This window comes from Metaclostridioides mangenotii (genome assembly GCF_017873185.1).
Lineage (GTDB): Bacteria > Bacillota > Clostridia > Peptostreptococcales > Peptostreptococcaceae > Metaclostridioides > Metaclostridioides mangenotii.
Window position 1 is genome coordinate 1,192,798 of sequence record NZ_JAGGJX010000001.1, and the last position, 18,777, is coordinate 1,211,574.

An 18,777-nucleotide genomic window follows, 5' to 3' on the forward strand; every position below is an offset into this window, starting at 1 on the left:
CGATCTGTTCCTTCTTAAATAAATCTACTTTTTCTTTATTCCGATAACTTTAGGCTCTGTTTTTGAATCGCTAAAGGTCTCTTGTACTTTTTTCTCTTCTTTACTAACCTTACTGCTCGAATTAGAATCCTGTTTTTTATTTGATTTTACAACCTTCATAACTTCATCGAAAATCAAATCGATAGCTTCTGGTTTTCCAATATCTTTACTCGCTCTAGACATGTCTATTAACGCTTCTCTGTCTCCCAGCAATTTAAACACTGTAGCATTTAATTTTTCTGGTGTAAGCTCTTTTTCAAGTATGCAAACACCTCCACCTTGCTTTTCAATACTCTTTGCATTGTACTCCTGATGATTTTCTGCTGTATAAGCCTTTGGTATTATTACTGAAGGTTTTCCAAGAGCTGTAATTTCAGCTAAGGATATCGCACCTGCACTACCTATTACTAAATCACTAGCTGCAAGCGTATTTGCCATGTCTTCTAAATACGGTACAACCTTTTGATAAGGCTTTAGATTTATATAGCCTATTTCTTCAATAAATTCATCATAAAATTTAGTTCCTGTTGCAAATACAAAAGCTACATCTTCATATACCATATTCTCGATAAGTAGCTTCATGGCATTATTTATCTTTCTAGATCCTCCACTACCTCCGTAGCAAAGAACCATTTTTTTATCTTCACTTATACCAAGGTTTTTCCTAGCATTATCTTTTCTAGCGATAAGTATCTCTTTTCTAACAGGATTTCCTGTAAAAACAAGTTTTTCTCTAGTAGATTCTGGAAATCTCTTGTGAGAATCTTCAAAACTAGTCAAAACTTTAGTAACAGTTTTGGCTAGTATTTTGTTAGTTACTCCTGGAAAAGAATTTTGCTCATGAACTATAGTCGGGATTTTTTTCATAGAAGCATTAAATAGTACAGGACCACTTACGTATCCACCAGTACCAATAACCACATCTGGTTTGAACTTCTTTATTACCCTTCTAGCCTGTTCCATACCTTTAAAAAGCCTAAAGACTCTTTTTATATTCTCAAGATCTATTTTTCTATTAAAACCCTGAACAGTAACAGTTTTAAGCTCAAAACCGTTCTTTGGCACTATTTCAGATTCTATTCCTTTTTCTGTTCCTACAAAGAGTATTTCAACATCTGGATATTCGTCCTTAATTCTATTGGCAATAGATATCGCTGGATAAATATGGCCTCCAGTACCTCCTCCAGATAACATAACTTTCATTCTTTAATCATCCCCTGTTAATTATTAATTTTGACATGCTTTGAGATGTTTAGTACTATACCAACTGCCCCCATAAAGATGGTGAGCGATGTACCTCCATAACTTATAAACGGAAGTGCAACTCCTGTAGCTGGCATAGAAGAAGTTGCGACTGCAATATTAAGTGCAGCCTGTATACCGATTTGCGCCCCTATTCCTATTACGACCATACAGGCGAATACATTAGTTGTTTTAAGTGCTACTCTAACGCATCGATATACTAATATTATAAATAACATAATTACTACTATACATCCTATTAAGCCTAGCTCTTCTCCTATTATAGCAAATATAAAGTCATTTTGTGGCTCAGGAATATAAAAATATTTTTGTTTACTCTGTCCAAGACCAAGACCAAAGATTCCTCCTGATCCTAATGCGTATAGTCCCTGAATAACCTGATAGCCGCTTCCAAGAGGATCTTGAAACGGATCTAAAAACGATGTAACTCTACTAAGTCTATACGGTTCAGCAATTACTAACACTGCAAATAATGCCACGCCAAGCCCAATCATAGTAAAGATTATCTTCATATCCATTCCTGCAGCAAATATCATTACAAACGTAACGAGTATTACTGTTCCAGCAGTTGAAAGATTTGGCTGAAGGATAATAAGGGCGAAAAATACACACGGAACTATTAAGAGCGGTAAAACTCCCTTTGTCAGTGACTTAATCTGGTCATACTTTTTTTCTATAAGCTTTGCTGTAAGCAATATAGTTGCGAATTTGGCAATCTCTGCGGGCTGAAACGTAAGCGCTCCAATACCAAGCCATCTTCTAGCTCCATTTGCCTCTATTCCTAGAGGAGTTAAAACTAATACTAAAAACACTACTGCTATAATTCCTACATAACTAGCGTTCTTTTTCCAAAATCTATAGTCTATCTTTGATGTAGCCATCATGACTATAAATCCTAATGTAGCGTATACAATATTTTTCTTAAGAAAGTAGTATGAGTCATTGTGTTTAAATGAAGACTGTATATAGCTTGCACTAAACACCATTATTATTCCTATAAATACTAAGATCATTGTAGTATAAAAAATAACTCCATCGAACTCAGTATCTTTTCCTATTCCTATTTGCTTTTTTAACTTTTCTCTAGGCAACTAAAAACCTACCTCCATTCTTGCATTTAAGTAAGTTTCGAGATAAGAGATTATTTTAAATTGTGCACATTATCTTTGAAGTCTTGACCTCTTACTTCAAAATTCTCATACATACCCCAACTCGCACAAGCTGGCGAAAGAAGCACAATATCACCTTCTTTAGATATCTGATGAGAAATCCTTACTGCTTCTTCCATATCATTTACGATATAGGTATCATTAATCCCTTTATTTTTAGCAGATTTTTCTATTTTAATGGCCGTTTCTCCCATAAGTATGATGGCTTTGACATTTGCTTTAGCTACTTCTAACATTTCATCAAAGCTACTTCCTTTATCCATACCACCTGCTATTAATACTATCGGATTTTTATATGACTCCAATGCTTTTATACTTGAATCTGGATTAGTACCTTTTGAATCATTGATATAGTTTACTCCATTTAAAGTTTTTACAAACTCTTGTCTGTGTTCAACGCCTTCAAATGTTTTTACTGTATCTCTTATAACTTCTACTTCTATACCACATACATATGACATAGCAATCGCAGCCATGCAGTTTTCTAGATTGTGAATTCCTGGCAAGCTAATCTCGTCCTTGTTTAATAATATAATTTTGTCATCTATATCTATAATTATATTATTATTTTCATCTAAATATACTCCGCCAGAGATTTTTTCTTTATGAGAGAAAAATATCACTTTAGCAGCACAGTCCTTTTCTAGATTTTTAGTATTTTCATCATCATAGTTTAAAATGCAAAAATCATCTTTAGTTTGATTTGTAAATATTTTAGATTTTGCAGTTATGTAATTTTCCATAGTTTTGTGTCTATTTAAATGGTCTTCTGTAATATTTAGAACTGCACTAACTCTAGGTCTAAATTCCTTTGTACTTTCGAGTTGAAAGCTGCTAAGTTCTGTTACTACATATGAATCCCTAACTGCTTTTTCAACAGTGTCAATAACTGGTGAACCTATATTTCCAGATACATAAGTGTCCTTGTTTGCTCTTTTAAATATCTCTCCGACTAAAGTTGTAGTCGTAGTTTTTCCATTAGTTCCTGTTATGCCTATAAAAGTGGGTTCTTTTGAAAGCCTGTATGCAAGTTCAACTTCCCCTATGATTTCTTTGTTTAATTTGTATAGCTTTTGTATAAAAGGTAGATCAAGCGGGACTCCTGGTGACACTACGACCATGTCTATATTTTCAATTCTCTCTGGGTGACTGCCTAATATGTATTCTACATTTTTTAAAGAATCTAGTTCTTTAAGTATATCTTTTAAGTCTTCTTTTGTTTTTACATCATTAACTACAACATGTGCTCCTAATTTATCTAAACACTTAATCACAGATACACCTGTTTTAGCAAGTCCTACCAATAATATTTTTTTGTCTGCCAAGTCCATTTTTACTCCCCCTAAATCTAAAATACGGATATTATTCCTATCCAAGCTAGTATTACAGTTACAATCCAGAACACAAATACAACTCTTGTCTCTGGCCAACCACATTGCTCAAAGTGGTGGTGTATTGGAGCCATTTTAAATATTCTTTTTCCTGTCATTTTAAATGATCCAACTTGAAGTATTACCGATATAGCCTCAGCAAAGTATATACCACCTACGATTGGTATCAATAAAGCTGAGTTTGTAAGTACAGCAAATGCAACTACTGCGCCACCAAGACCCATAGATCCAGTATCTCCCATAAATACTTTTGCAGGATATGAGTTGAATCCTAAAAATCCTAAACACGCTCCTACTGTTGCAGCGGCTAGTACGGCGACTTCAGTGTTTGCTGATATAGTTACAGCAAACAACATGAAAAATGCAGATACTACTAGTGTAATCCCTGATGCTAGTCCGTCCAATCCATCAGTCAGATTTACAGCATTAACAGTACCAATGATAACAAACATCATCACAGGTATATAGAATATTCCTAAGTTTATAAATAAATCTGTAAAAGGAATAATTAGCTGAGTAGCTCCAGGTGAAGAAGTATACTGATAGTATGCAATATAAAAAGCTAATGCAACTTGAAGTATTATCTTTTGATAAGCTCTAAGCCCCATAGATCTCTTCATTTTTATTTTTATAAAATCGTCTAAAAATCCTACAAATCCAAAGCCAGTGATACACAAAAGTCCTATTGCCATATCGCTACTCACTCTGTTTCTTGTAAGTCCTGTTATAAGTATCGCTAAGATCATTATAACCCCACCCATTGTAGGTGTCCCATTCTTAGCTAAATGTGTTTGTGGTCCGTCGTCCCTAACTGTCTGCCCAAATTTAAATTTTGAAAGCATAGGTATAAATATTGGTCCTAATATTATCACTATTAGAAATGATATAATCGACGTATACGTAAGCTCTGTTATTCCTAACATATTAAACTCCTCTCCCTTGTCATAACTTCGTATATTTTAAGTTAAAGTTAATTGTCAATTGTTATTTATTGTTTGATATTTATTATCTTTCTTAATATCTTTCATTGAATATTTTAATAGTTATATATCAACTTTTAGATAATAAAATCTATTTATTATTTATATATTCTACCACAGTTTCAAGCTTCATTCCTCTCGAAGCCTTAACTAGTACTACATCGTCTTTTTTAAGTATATCATCTAGGTTTTCTATTGCCTCATCCCTACTAGAAAAATGATGCACATTTTTTTTATCGAAACCTAGATCAAGTGCCTCTTTTCCTATATAGTCGGAATCTTTTCCTATAGTTATAAGAACATCAGAATTTTCAACTACTGATTTTCCAACTGATCTGTGTCCACTTTCAACAAAGTCACCCATTTCAAGTATATCACCTAAAATAGCTATCCTTCTTTTTTTGTATCTTCCTAATATCTTAAGCGCAGCCGACATTGAGTCAGGGCTGGCATTGTAAGAATCATTAATCACAACATAATCGCCATTGTCATCAATATCTAGTCTCATTTTAGTTCCTTCAAAATTTTTAAGACCTTCTTTCATATCTTCTATGGATAGATTTAGGCTGAGTCCAACTAATATAGCAGCCATGGCATTATATATATTATGTTCCCCCATTATAGGTATAAATATTTCATGTTTTTTGCCATTTATAACACAAGTAAATCTTGTGCTTTTCTCGTCTAAAGTAAATTCCTCACAATACACGTCATTGTCTTCTTCAAAACCGAATGTTTTCAATATGTACGGTAATTTTTTGTTTTTTAGTGTAGATAAATACTTATCGTCACCATTTACTATTAGTATATTATTCTCATCGAAGTTTAATGAAATTTCCATTTTTGCTTTTAGTATTCCTTCTTGAGATCCTAAGTTTTCTATGTGAGATAATCCAATATTAGAAATAACCCCAATCCTTGGATTTACAATATCTGCTAAGTATTTGATTTCATCAAAATGTGACATACCCATCTCTATAACTGCACAATCGTGGCTATCGTCCAATTTAAATAATGTAAGCGGTACTCCAAAATGATTGTTTAAATTTTTTTGATTTTTTAATACATTTAATTTTGAAGATAGCGCTGAGTATATCATATCTCTAGTCGTAGTTTTACCAACACTACCTGTGACACCAATAAAATCTATATCAAATTTTTCTTTATAGAACTTTGACATAGTTCCCAGCGCCAGAGTAGTATCATCTACTTCTATTATATTTATATTTTTGTCATTTAGATCTATTTCATAATCTTTATTTTTTATGATAGTTTTACAACCCTGTTTAATTGCAGAATTTATAAATGTATGTCCATCTAAATTCTCGCCTATAATTGCTACAAAACCATTATTAACTTTTGCTTCCCTGCTATCTATGACAATATCAGCAATAGTATCTGTAGGCTCTCCACATACTAGTTTACCATCGCTTGCTATTACTAACTCTTCTATGGTTAACATATTCACGCCTAATATTCCTCCTTACTAATTTCTATATTCTCTAGCAATAAAAGGCAATGTATACCGATATATACATTGCCCTACGATAAACTCTTAACTTTTTAATTATATACTATATTTATCAATTTTTGAAGGTGTTTATAGTGATATGTTAATTATCTGTTACTTTTTTACTAAATTACTCCAAATTTTTCTATAATATTACAATAATGATATAAAAAATTTGGAATAATTTTGAAAATGATTAAAATTTTAACCTAGACAGCCCAATTTGTTACAACTTTAAGTGTAGACTGTTATATTTGATCCTTCATATACTTTTACACCTGGTTTTGGGAAAATATCTTTTACCTTTGCTCCCTTAGGAATAGTAATATCAGTATCTAAATTAGCCTTAAGCTTTGAATCTTCAAGCACTTTAACTGCATCTTCAATTGCCAGACCTCTAATATCTGGGATTTTAGTCTCTTTCTTTTCAAACTCTTTCTTCTCTTCACCTTGATAAACCGGCTTCACTCCAAAGTATTCCAGTGATTCGCCAAGTACTTCTTTTACTATCGGTCCAGCTGTTGTACTACCAAATGCGCTTACGCCATTAGGTTCGTCTACAATAGCTATAACGGCTATCTTCGGATCATCTGTCGGGGCAATACCTACAAATGAACAGATATACTTACCTTGTGCATATGTTCCATCTATAACTTTTTGAGCTGTACCAGTTTTTCCACCTATTTTATATCCTGGTATATAAGCTGCTTTACCAGAACCTTTACTTACAACTGATTCCGCTATTTCCATCATTTTATTTGCCGACTCTTTTGGAATTACCTCTCTTACTAATTTCGGCTTTACCGTTTTTGTTACATTACCTTTATTATCTGTGTACGACTTTACTAATCTAGGCTGCATTAATTGTCCATCATTACCTAGTGCTGATATAGCAGTCAATAGCTGAAGAGGTGTAACTGATATCGATTGACCAAATGACATTGTTGCAAGTTCTACAGGACCTACATTTTTTTGATTATAAACAATACCTTTTGCTTCTCCCGGAAGATCTATTCCTGTTTTATCCATCAATCCATAAGCATCTAAATAATGGTACATCTTTTTAACGCCAACTCTAGTCCCTAGTTCAACAAAAATCGGGTTACAAGAATTTTGTACTGCTTCTTCAAGAGTTTGCGAACCATGAGGTCTGTAGTGTCTCCAACATTTTAATTTTCTTCCACCAACGGTTACACTTCCTGTACATGTAAACTTTTCTCCGTCCTTAACTACTCCTTCTTCTATTGCAATTGAAGTTGTAAGAAGTTTAAATGTAGATCCTGGCTCATATGTATCATTTACAGCCGGATTTCTCCACATTTGGAATAACCCTTTTATCTTATCTTTATCGCTGTATTTTTTTAATTCATCTTCATAATATGGGTATATCGGTGTTCTAGAATCATTTGGATCGTAATCAGGTTTTGATGCCATAGATAGTATATCTCCTGTTTTAGGATCCATTGCAATAACGGTTACTCTCTTTGCATTATTTAGTTCATAAGCTTTTTGTGCTGCTTTTTCTGAGTAGTGTTGAACCGCTTCATCTATTGTAAGTACCAATCCATTTCCCTGTACCGGTTCATAGTACTTCTCCATCCCCTGTGGAATCTCTCTACCTGAAGCATCTGTACTAACTATTAACTTTCCATCCTTGCCTTTAAGTTTTTTGTCGTACTGCATCTCAATACCAGCAATCCCTGTAGCATCATCTGAAGTATGCCCTAGTACATATGATGCAAAATTTCCATAAGGATAGTACCTTTTATTGTCCTCAGCAACCCAAATTCCAGGTAATTTAGCATCTCTTATTTCCTTTGCCTTATCGTCATCAATCCATCTCTTAACTTTTACAAGTGCCATATTCTTTTTATTAACTAAATCGTAAACTTTTTTGTAATCTTCGTCTATAATATTAGATACTTTTTCAGCCGCTCCTTTTTTATCCTTTACTTCTACTGGTTTACACCAAACCGTATACTTTGTTACACTTACTGCCATTTCCTTCATATTTCTATCGTATATAGTACCTCTCTTAGGCTCTATTGGAATATCTCTCGTCTGTTGCTCCATAGCTTTTGATGTGAGCCAATCTCCTTTTATAAGTTGAAGATACCCAGTTCTAAGAACTAAAACAAAAAATAGTACGCACGCCAAAACGAGCACAAGAACAAGTCTCTTTTTACTAACTCGATTAACTTTTTTCAAACCCTTACCCCCTACTCACTTAGATTGATGTATTCAATCTGCTCTTTTTTAGGATAGTCCATACTTAATGTCTCTTTAGCATTATTTTCTACTTCAGTAATAGATTCATCTTTTTTGTGTTCAGTTTCTAATTCATCAAGTGTAATCTCTTTCTTCCTAAGATCTTGCTCCAGATAGTGAATGTCGTACTTCATTTCTGATATTTTTGCATATCCACATAAATTTAAAATGATAACTCCAAATGTTGCAGCAAAGATTAAAAATTTCGGAAGTTTCCTCTTAGCTTTATTTCCTTTTCTTTTTTTATAATTATTCTTATTATCCTTTTTATATTCATCTATGTTTCTTACTTTGCTCGTTCTATTTATTTTCTTTTCCCTACTCATTTTACTTCGACTCAATGCTAATCACCTCTGCTAAAATTATTTTATATCTATAATTATATTTGTGTATTTAGGTGCTTCTTCCTCTAATAACTTGTCGTTAAATTAATACATTATTTTTAATACTGTAAGAAATATTGTATTAATTTGTTTTTTTAATTCTACAAAAATAAAAAAGGATTTTTATCTCTCATTTTTTGTGAGATCTAAAAATCCTTTTTAGATTTATAATTTTTTATACAATTATACTCTTACTTTCTACATATTGAACTAGTCTATCTTTAGTAAAGGAATTTTCACAGTGCACAAAATCTCCTAAATGACCCATGAACATTATATGACCGCCTTTAGAGCCTCCCTTTGGACCCAGATCGATAATCCAATCTGCTTCACACATAACTGACAGATTATGCTCTAAAGCAATAACGGTTACACCTCTATCTATAATTCTTTGTAACAGCTCAATCAAACTTTCAATATCTGATTCATGAAGACCTGTAGTTGGTTCATCCAATATCAAAATATTCCCTTTTAGCTCAAGTAATATATTTGCTAATTTAAGTCTTTGAATCTCACCGCCCGAAAATGTATTCAGAGATTGTCCCAACTTAATATATCCTAAATTCGCTTCAACAAGGGCTTTTAAACCTCTTGTTATTTTTACCTCTTCAAAAACAGATAATGCCACATTGACTGTTAATTCTAAGATTTCTCCGATGTTGTATCCTTTATATTTATAGGATATTGCTTCTTTGCTATATCGTTTCCCATTGCATAACTCGCAAACTTCTTCGACATCTCCCATAAATGCTAGATCAGTTTTTATAAAACCTCTCCCCTTGCATAAAGAACATCCACCTTTTCCATTGAAGCTAAATAGTGAAGCAGATTTACCGCTTTCTTTTTCAAATACCTTTCTTATTTCATCAAAAATTCCTAAGTACGTAACTATAGTAGAGCGTGTCGATCCATTGATTGCTCGCTGATCCAACAAAATACTATCTGGATGAACTTCTTTAAATTCTTTTGAAATCAAAGTGCTTTTACCAGAACCCGCCACGCCTGTCACGACAGTTAATGCCTGTTTTGGGATTTTAACTGAAACATCTCTAAGATTAAACTTTGAAACATTATTTAAAATATAGAAGTCGGAAAAAGTCTTTTTCTTTAGCTTTAATCTATGTTTACTTACCATAGCTTTTCCAGTCAAAGTATCGCTTAACAACAATTGTTCATAACTTCCCTCAAAGAGTAACTCTCCACCGCAAATACCTGATTTAGGACCCATATCAATCACATGATCGGCAATTTTAATTATATCTGGATCGTGATCTACGATAATAACTGTATTTCCTTTATCTCGCAGTCCTTGAAATATTTTATTTACACCTTCAATATCATAGGGATGTAATCCTGTACTCGGTTCGTCAAAAATATACATAATATCGCTTAAACTGCTATTGAGGTGTTTTGCCATCTTGATACGTTGTGATTCTCCACCTGATAAAGTACTTGTGACTCTGTTTAAATTTATATAATCTAAACCGACGTATTCAATAGATCTTAGACGGTCGATGATATCTTCTACTACACCTTGTACCTTTGAGTCTTTAATTGATTCGATAAACAAAATTAGCTCTCCTACAGATATTTCAGAACAGTCACCAATCGATTTTCCGTTTATTTTACTTGATAAACTTTTTTCATTGAGTCTCTGACCATTACAATATGAGCAAACTTGTTCATTAACTATATTCTCTATTTCTTCTTTATATTGATTTTGTTCCTTTTCTAAAAATGATTTGTTTAAACGAGGGATGATACCGATATATTTTGCTGTTTTATGCCAGTATTGTGTTGGATGATCAGGAGTTCTTTCGTTTCCATACAAAAGAAGGTTGAGATCTTCTTCAGAATAGTCTGCAACTGCTTTATTTTGATCAAAATAACCTGATTCAGTATAACGAGAAAGCCTCCAGCCTCCAGGTTGAAATGTAGGAAACTGAATAGCTCCTTCATTCAGACTTTTATCAAAATTAATTAATTTATGTAAGTTTATTTCTTTTTTTACACCAAGCCCTTGACAGTAGGGGCACATACCTTGCTTATTGTTGAATGAATAAACCATTGAGTAGCCTGCAAATGGTGCTCCGATTCTTGAAAACAATAAGCGTAATAATGTATAAATATCAGTAACCGTTCCTACTGTAGATCGAGCATTTCCTCCTAGTTTCTTCTGATTGATAACAATCGATACAGGCAAATTTCTGATTTTTTCTACATCAGGACGGCTGTAATGTGGTAATATTTGCTGAACATAGCTAGAATAAGTTTCATTTAACATTCGCTGTGACTCTGCCGCTAATGTATCAAAAACTAGAGATGATTTTCCTGAACCAGATACTCCAGTAACTACTGTTATCTCGTTTTTAGGTATTTTAAGCGAGACATTTTTCAAATTATTTTCATTAGCATGAACGATCTCAATTATTTCATTTTTCATTAGAAAGCCTTCTTTCTTTTAACGCCTGAGTAATTTTTACCGATAATTCAGTATAGATCAATTGTTCTTCACTCGATAATACTTGTTCTACTGTATCTTTTAAATCATCGTGTGCAGTATCTATTTTATTCAACAGTTGAATTCCTTTCGTTGTAAGTTTTGTTATCATCTCTCGACCATCATCTTCTCCCTTTTGTTGCACAATATAACCTTTATCTTTTAGCCCTTTTAATCCTTTTGACAACTTTACACGAGTTACGCCTAATCTTTGACCTAAGTAAGCTGGTAAGCAAGACCCTTCTTCCTTTAAAATAGCAAGTATATCGTATTGAAACCATGTGATCTCTTTAGAGTTGACACTATTTCTTTCAGCTACAAACTCACATTGCAGATTTGCCAAGGCTGTTTTTAAAAATCCCTTCAAAATATATCCCTCCGTAGTAAATATGATTTCCTTTTGGAAACTACTTTATCATTATTATACATCTATGTCAATTATCTTAAGCATAGAAATAGCGAGAGGGATATTCTAAGTATAATACTCAAAATATCTCTCTCGCTATTTCTATTTCTATTTCTATTTCTATTTCTATTTCTATTTCTATTTCTATTTCTATTTAATAAATTATACACTATAATCCTAATGACTAGGTCCGTATAAATTTAAAACAATAACTCCAACAAGTATCAAGCCTATACCTGCAAAACTTGCGAAATTAATGCTTTCCTTCCATAATAATACAGAAACCGCTGTCGTAATTACAATTCCTACACCTGACCACATTGCATATGCTGTGTTTAGCTGAATTGATTTTAATGACATTGATAAAAAATAAAACGCCAATACAAAAGAAGTCATGGATGCTATGGTAGGTATTAATTTTGAAAAACCATCCGACATCTTTAATAGAGACGTTCCAAAAATCTCACCGATAATTGCAAAAAATAAATGCATGTATGCCATTAGTTATCACCTTCTTCAATAATATTTTGCAATTTGTTAAATACCTTAATTCTTAAATCTTCATCGATCGGAGCTAGACCGAAAATCTCTGCAAACCACAATCCATCAGATACCAATCTGACTATAGTTGCTGTTACTGGGTCTATTCCGTCATTTTCTATATTGTGTTGCCAGTTTTCATACTGAATTTTTAATTTATTCAAAAGATCAGGATTTGAAAAAACTGAGGCTATTAATGCGGTACCCATATCTTTGTCTTTGATCATATCCTTAAATGTATATTCCATATAAGCTCTGCTCCACTCGCCCTTCCTATCTTCAAACTTATCTATATGTTTTGCAATCTCATTATCATAGCTATCGATTAAGCGATCTAAAATCCCTGTAATTAACGCTTCTTTATTTGGAAAATGGTACAAAAGACCACCCTTACTTACACCGGCATGTGAAGCAACTGATTCTAAAGTAAAGTGGGCCATACCTCGATTTTGAATAATAAATGACGCTGAATCAAGTAATTTTTCTTTAGTAACATTCTTTTTATTCATCATGTATACTCCTATCCTCTTGTATAATCTTATCATATTACGCCACTTTTACTATACCGTCTGGACGGTTCTTTGTCAATAAAAAAGGATATTTATTTACAAGTTAGTCTGTAAATAAATATCCGTAAATAAATATCCTTATGTATATTACCATAATCATTTCGTTATCAAGTAGTTAAATTACTTATTCGGCAATAGCCTACCATATAAACGGTATTAATCTGTATTTTACTTTATTTGAATACTCCATAGTTAATTTTTATAGTATCTATCTATTATCCTATTTTCTCTGCTGTTTCAACTTCTGGCAATCTGTCATTTTCGCCGAGATTTTTAATCCCAAAGTAGAAGAAAGTTCCTGTAAGTATTGCAGAACCTAAATCTGAAAATGGAGCTGAATGTAGTAATCCAGTTATACCCCAAACATTTGAGAAAATAAGTATAGCTGGTATCAATAGAATTACCTGACGTGTAAGAGTCAAGAATATTGCTGTTTTTGATCTTCCTATTGATTGGAAGAAGTTTGAAGCAAGTATCTGGAATCCTATTACTGGTAAACTCATAAACCAAGTTTTAAGTGCATAGCTTGAAAACTCAACTAATTTTGGATCTTGGTTAAATAAGGAAACCAGCTGTACTGGGAATACTCTTGTCACAACGTAACCCACGACTACAATTACTGTAGCAACTGTGATTGCAAGTTTTTCTGCTTCTTTAACCCTGTGGTACTTTTTAGCTCCAAAGTTGAAACTTACTATAGGTTGAACACCTTGGTTAAGTCCTGTAACCGGCATAAGTAAAATCGTCTGTAAACTGTTAACTATACCCATACCTGATACTGCAAGGTCTCCACCGAAAACAAATAAGCTCTTATTCAAAATTACATTTAGTAAACTGTTGACTAACTGCATTAAAAAACCAGGCATACCCAGTGAAGTTATCTTTTCTAAAATACTGCGTTTTAATTTCATATTTTTAAATTTTATTTTAGTATTACATCTCTTTCCAAAGAAATATGAAACAATCCAAACTGATGATATGAATTGAGCTGTAATTGTACCTATCGCTGCTCCTGCCATACCCATTCTCAACCAATTTATAAGTATAGCGTCCAGAATAATATTAGTCCCTGCGCCCATAAACATAGTAATCATCGCAAGTGTTGGTTGACCATCAGCACGCAAAAAGCTATTCATACCCATGCTTACTACTTGGAATACTGCACCCAAGAAAATTATTCTCATAAATGTCATTGAATACGGAAGCACTTCTTTACTTGCACCGAACAAAATTAATATTGGCTCTAGAAATAATTCACCGATGATCATAAAAACTATACCACTTATAATTAAAATTGCAAAAGCATTTCCTAAAACTTCTTCGGCTTCTTCTTTTTTTCCTTCTCCTAGTTTAATTGAAAATAACGTAGCTCCACCAACGCCAAATAAAATCCCTATAGACATAAGGATTATCATAATTGGAAAACCTATTGTTATACCTGCCAGACCATTAGCCCCTAAGTCAGGACTATTGCCTATAAATATCCTGTCAATAATGTTGTAAGCAGCATTTACCATCATACCTACAATAGCAGGGACTGAAAATTTCATTAATAATTTAGATACTTTATCTTCTCCTAGTGGATTGACTATCTCCATTATTTATCCCTCCATTTCTTTTTAAAATCTGTACTTTCTACTTTTAAAACCATATTTTCTAGCGCTGAATACACAAAGTCTTTTGAAGCCTCATCCATGTCTTCAGTCAAAAAATCATTCCAATCCCATAATCGCTGTATGATCTCTAGCTTGATATCTTCAGCTTTAGATGTAGTATATATTCTGTTGCATCTCTTGTCATTAGGATCTTTTTCTTTTGTAACATAACCTTTTTCCATAAGCGATTGTATTGCTCTCGTCGTTGCAGCTTTGTCTATATTCAGATGATTTGATATATCATCTTGTGTTGCCCCGTTCCTAATATACAGACTTGTTAAAAAGGGCTGTTCAGCCGATGTAATCCCATATTTTTTTAGAGCTATATTCATATAAACTTGATTTTTTCTATAAAGAATAGAGATTAATCTTCCTATACTTCTAGGCATATCTACACCCCCTTAGTTGATATGTCAACTATTATACGCTCAATTAATTGATATGTCAACTAATGTTATGACATTTGTAATTTTTTGAGATATTATGCAATTTTTTGGTAATTCATTTATTCAGTTACAAAATAAAAGACCCGCTATAAACGGGTCTTTGGTATATGGCTAATTCTGTATACAACTTAATCAGATTTCGATGTAAAATTGATTTATAATTTTATTTACTTATATATCTTACTAGGATATGTGTCTTCAAGAATTAAATTTTAAAATACAAATAAAGAGTAGATAAAAAACCCTACTCTTTATAAAGAAATTATTGATTATTGCATTAATTGTAATACACTTTGTGGTTGTTGATTAGCTTGTGCTAACATCGATTGAGATGCTTGGGCTAATATGTTTAATTTAGATAATTGAACCATTTCACTAGCTACATCTGTATCTCTTATTCTAGATTCTGCAGCAGTAACATTCTCTGCAGTATTAGTTAAGTTTACTTGAGTTGACTCAAGTCTATTTTGTTGTGCACCTATAGTTGATCTTGCAGAGTTTACGCTAGCAAGAGCTTTATCAATGTTTGCCATCATTGTCTTAGCTGCAGTAGTTCCAGCATCGTCATCAGTTTTCATCAAGTCTATATTAGCTTGAGTAATACCGGCTGTATCCATTAAACTAGCAGTATTAACTAATGTTATATCAATTTGATTATTCGAATCACCACTTGTACCTACTTGTAGACTTATTTTATCATAAGAATCATCTAATAATTGTTTACCATTAAATTCTGTAGTTTTTGACATTCTAACTACTTCGTCATTTAATTGAGTTAATTCGTTAACAATTTTCTCTCTTTCTGAAGCTGTATTTGTCTCATTTGCAGCTTGAACAGATAATTGAGACATTCTCTTTAGAATATTCCCTGTTTCTTCTAAAGCACCCTCTGCTGTTTGTACTACAGATATACCATCTTGTACATTTAATCCTGCTTGATTTAATCCTTTAATCTGATTTCTCATCTTTTCAGATATTGCTAAACCTGCTGAATCATCTGCCGCTCTTTTGATTCTTAGACCAGAAGATAATTTCTCCATTGATCTACTTTGTAAAGCAGTATTTTTATTCATTTGATTGTTTGCTATTAAAGCATTTACGTTGTTGTTAATTCTCATTATATTACCCTCCATAGTTTTTTATCGGCATCCTTGCCATTTTTATGTAAGTTAATAATACCTTACAATATTATATTCGTACTAAGCTGCAAAAACATTATAGTATTTTATAAAATAGTTTTAAAATTTATTAAATAATGGAGAATTTAATTAAAAATTTGGCATTTATATGTATAGTATTATCAGCAATCCTAATAATAGTAGTTATTGTAAAAATTAGCATCATCATAAGCAATTATAAAATAGATTTTTAAACAAAAATTTAAAGATTAGTAAGTTTCAAAAAAGCTTACAAATGAAAATATATGCTAGAAATAGGTAAAAAGATTAGAAATTGAAGAAATTAATTAGTAATTATTTTTAGATATAAATGAATATATTTATACAGTGAGTTATCAGCTACTTGTTATAACATTATAAAACTAACTGAATACATGTCTTTATAGAAATAGACCCAAATCAATATAAAATAAAATTTGTTACGGAGGACACTTATGAAAATATGGGAAGTGTTAAATGAAAAAAATATTGGCAAGCTAGTTTCTATCACAAATCAAGATGAAGTTTTGTATCAATACAACGACAGATATCTAATAGACAAAAATGGGCATAACAGTATAGGATTATTTAGTTTAAACGCTAGTGATAGAGGTTATTGGGCAGCAAAAATTCACAGCACGGATATCATGACATTAGATTTTAAAATCCGATAATCAATTAGATTATATTTTAAAAAATAAAATAAAGAAGATAATAAAATAACTTGTAATAGATTAATTCATAGACTCTTAATAAGGTAAATAGATAGCTTATTATGCTATCCTTATTTTTTATTTAAGTTATATCAAGAATTTCCAATATAAATTTAAAATAAGTAGTTTAAATTTATATTGGAAATTAAAAGATTGAATTAACTGTTAACGTTCAAATAGTTTATTTGCTATATCATAAGAAAAATCGTGATCTAATAACTTTGAAATTTTGTTTTCATCCTGTATCTGTTTTGTTGTTTCAATTAAGTTTGAATAAGCAGATCTAACTGGAGCAGAACCAAGGCTCAAACGCCTAACTCCTAATAGATCTAATTTTTTTAGATTATTTGTTGTAGGCGTAGCAAGGAGATTAATTGGTGAAGGTATATTTTCTACTAATTTTGAAATATTACATTCTTCAATTGCTCCAGGTATAAATATACAATCAGCTCCTGATTTATGATAAGCTTTACCTCTTTCAATAGCAATTGATAGCCTATCCTCATCATCTTTTCCTGCATTAATGAAATACACGCAAGTTCTGGCGTTAATAACAAAAGGAATATTCAACGTCTCTCTAAGCTTAGATATCGCTTGTATTTTTTTTATTTGAAAATCAAGATTTTCTAGATGAGGAGTTGGTTTGGAATATCCATCTTCAATGTTAATTCCAACTGCGCCAGCTTTAATAATCTTAGTTACATTTTCTACTATTCCATCAATTGTGTCAGCATAACCTAATTCAATGTCTACGCTCACAGGAACAGATATTCTTTGAGTCATTTTGCTTATACTTTGAACAATGTATTCAAAATCAATTTTTTCTCCATCAGAATATCCTAAACTATAAGCAAACCCAGCACTTGTTGTTCCAACTGCCGGAAAATTGAGTTTTTCGTATATAACTGCACTACCAACATCCCACGCATTAGGGAGTATAAACATTTTATTACGACGGTGCATTTCTTGAAATTGTTTTGCTAAGTATGATTGTTTTCTAATATCCATATCTTTCATCCTTTCATGATTAATATTATTTAGAAATTTATATTTCATAATACCAATCCTTTTACAATTTATATAAGCTATTATATACTATAGATAGATCAATACTCATCGATATATGAAATTATTAGGAGAATATAATTATGACTGAAACTCCACAAATATCACAATTAGCAGAAATTTTAGCTGACAAATCACGATCTACCATTCTTATGGTGATGATGGATGGAGAATTTCATACAGTTAATGAGTTGGCCAGAGCTGCTGGAATTAAATCTCATACTGCTTCTTATCATTTAGAAAGGCTTAATGAATCACAATGGATAGTTATGGAAAAACATGGATGATTTCATTATTATCAAATGAATAATGATGAATTGGCTCAAATGCTTGAAAATTGGCTTCAGATTTCTCCTTTAAAACCTTCAAGGTCATTAACTCAAAGTATTGAAGATCAGAAGTTGTATTTAGGTAGGACATGTTATGATCACTTAGCTGGAAAAATCGGCGTACAGATTACGGATTGGATGCTTAATAAGAATTATATAGTAAAGACATTATCTGGTTTGTGTTTAAGTATAGAAGGTGAAAATTTTTTTGAATCCAATGGAGTAAATATTGAATTATTAAAAAAAGAAAAAAGATGCTATTATTTTTGAGTATTGTACTTTATTTTAATTTTATTAAAGAACCAAAGTATTGAGATGCAGTAGTAAATGTAATAAAAGTGCAAAGTTCATTTATCTCCTCATCAGAAAAGTATTCTTTTAAGATTTCAAAAGA

General features: G+C 32.0%; 18 protein-coding genes. 3 read left to right on the plus strand and 15 right to left on the minus strand.

The genetic code is table 11. From position 1 onward, the window contains the following. Positions 1–24: 24 nt before the first annotated feature. From murG to J2Z43_RS05875, 14 genes are all read right to left on the minus strand, one after another. Positions 25–1,242, minus strand: coding sequence for an undecaprenyldiphospho-muramoylpentapeptide beta-N-acetylglucosaminyltransferase (murG, locus tag J2Z43_RS05810; protein ID WP_209456252.1), 1,218 nt, complete (start codon positions 1,240–1,242; stop codon positions 25–27). A gap of 17 nt (positions 1,243–1,259) precedes the next feature. Beyond that, positions 1,260–2,393, minus strand: a complete 1,134-nt coding sequence (gene ftsW / locus J2Z43_RS05815; RefSeq protein ID WP_209456253.1) for a putative lipid II flippase FtsW — start codon at positions 2,391–2,393, stop codon at positions 1,260–1,262. Positions 2,394–2,443: 50 nt separating this feature from the next. Then, a complete protein-coding gene (gene murD / locus J2Z43_RS05820) occupies positions 2,444–3,802 on the minus strand; it encodes a UDP-N-acetylmuramoyl-L-alanine--D-glutamate ligase (protein ID WP_209456254.1) in 1,359 nt (452 codons plus the stop codon). A 17-nt stretch (positions 3,803–3,819) separates the two neighbouring features. Next, positions 3,820–4,785 (minus strand): phospho-N-acetylmuramoyl-pentapeptide-transferase, encoded by a 966-nt coding sequence (mraY, locus tag J2Z43_RS05825; RefSeq protein WP_209456255.1) that lies wholly within the window; start codon positions 4,783–4,785, stop codon positions 3,820–3,822. A gap of 148 nt (positions 4,786–4,933) precedes the next feature. Next, positions 4,934–6,304: a UDP-N-acetylmuramoyl-tripeptide--D-alanyl-D-alanine ligase gene (locus J2Z43_RS05830; protein WP_234926091.1), complete on the minus strand. Its 1,371-nt coding sequence runs from the start codon at positions 6,302–6,304 to the stop codon at positions 4,934–4,936. Between the two features lie 282 nt (positions 6,305–6,586). Next, positions 6,587–8,560, minus strand: coding sequence for a stage V sporulation protein D (locus tag J2Z43_RS05835; protein ID WP_209456257.1), 1,974 nt, complete (start codon positions 8,558–8,560; stop codon positions 6,587–6,589). A gap of 11 nt (positions 8,561–8,571) precedes the next feature. Further along, positions 8,572–8,961: a hypothetical protein gene (locus J2Z43_RS05840; protein WP_234925979.1), complete on the minus strand. Its 390-nt coding sequence runs from the start codon at positions 8,959–8,961 to the stop codon at positions 8,572–8,574. 217 nt (positions 8,962–9,178) lie between these two features. After that, the gene (locus J2Z43_RS05845) at positions 9,179–11,110 is read right to left on the minus strand and encodes an ATP-binding cassette domain-containing protein (protein WP_330617459.1); all 1,932 of its coding nucleotides are present in this window, start codon (positions 11,108–11,110) and stop codon (positions 9,179–9,181) included. 325 nt (positions 11,111–11,435) lie between these two features. Continuing rightward, positions 11,436–11,870, minus strand: coding sequence for a MarR family winged helix-turn-helix transcriptional regulator (locus J2Z43_RS05850; RefSeq protein WP_209456259.1), 435 nt, complete (start codon positions 11,868–11,870; stop codon positions 11,436–11,438). Between the two features lie 216 nt (positions 11,871–12,086). Next, positions 12,087–12,410 carry a DMT family transporter gene (locus tag J2Z43_RS05855; protein ID WP_209456260.1) on the minus strand — a complete coding sequence of 108 codons (324 nt, stop codon included), beginning with the start codon at positions 12,408–12,410 and terminating at the stop codon, positions 12,087–12,089. Beyond that, positions 12,410–12,958: a TetR/AcrR family transcriptional regulator gene (locus J2Z43_RS05860; RefSeq protein WP_209456261.1), complete on the minus strand. Its 549-nt coding sequence runs from the start codon at positions 12,956–12,958 to the stop codon at positions 12,410–12,412. The genes J2Z43_RS05855 and J2Z43_RS05860 overlap by 1 nt, the downstream gene beginning before the upstream one ends. A 275-nt stretch (positions 12,959–13,233) precedes the next feature. Then, positions 13,234–14,616, minus strand: coding sequence for an MATE family efflux transporter (locus J2Z43_RS05865; protein ID WP_209456262.1), 1,383 nt, complete (start codon positions 14,614–14,616; stop codon positions 13,234–13,236). After that, on the minus strand, positions 14,616–15,062 hold the full coding sequence (locus tag J2Z43_RS05870) for a MarR family winged helix-turn-helix transcriptional regulator (protein WP_027701463.1): 447 nt from the start codon (positions 15,060–15,062) through the stop codon (positions 14,616–14,618). Before J2Z43_RS05870 ends, J2Z43_RS05865 begins: the two co-directional genes overlap by 1 nt. Before the next feature lie 326 nt (positions 15,063–15,388). Beyond that, positions 15,389–16,237 carry a flagellin N-terminal helical domain-containing protein gene (locus tag J2Z43_RS05875; protein ID WP_209456263.1) on the minus strand — a complete coding sequence of 283 codons (849 nt, stop codon included), beginning with the start codon at positions 16,235–16,237 and terminating at the stop codon, positions 15,389–15,391. Between the two features lie 494 nt (positions 16,238–16,731). On the opposite strand from J2Z43_RS05875, the gene J2Z43_RS05880 reads away from it, so the two are divergent. Then, positions 16,732–16,950 carry a hypothetical protein gene (locus J2Z43_RS05880; protein WP_027701461.1) on the plus strand — a complete coding sequence of 73 codons (219 nt, stop codon included), beginning with the start codon at positions 16,732–16,734 and terminating at the stop codon, positions 16,948–16,950. Between the two features lie 204 nt (positions 16,951–17,154). Here J2Z43_RS05880 and J2Z43_RS05885 read toward each other — a convergent pair whose 3' ends face one another. Next, entirely contained in the window at positions 17,155–17,997 is an 843-nt protein-coding gene (locus J2Z43_RS05885; protein WP_234925980.1) for an isocitrate lyase/PEP mutase family protein, read from the minus strand. A gap of 140 nt (positions 17,998–18,137) precedes the next feature. Between J2Z43_RS05885 and J2Z43_RS05890 the strand changes: the two genes are divergently transcribed. Further along, positions 18,138–18,341, plus strand: a complete 204-nt coding sequence (locus tag J2Z43_RS05890; protein WP_209456265.1) for an ArsR/SmtB family transcription factor — start codon at positions 18,138–18,140, stop codon at positions 18,339–18,341. A 15-nt stretch (positions 18,342–18,356) separates the two neighbouring features. Beyond that, positions 18,357–18,653 carry a hypothetical protein gene (locus J2Z43_RS05895; protein WP_209456266.1) on the plus strand — a complete coding sequence of 99 codons (297 nt, stop codon included), beginning with the start codon at positions 18,357–18,359 and terminating at the stop codon, positions 18,651–18,653. The last annotated feature ends 124 nt before the right edge of the window (positions 18,654–18,777 follow it).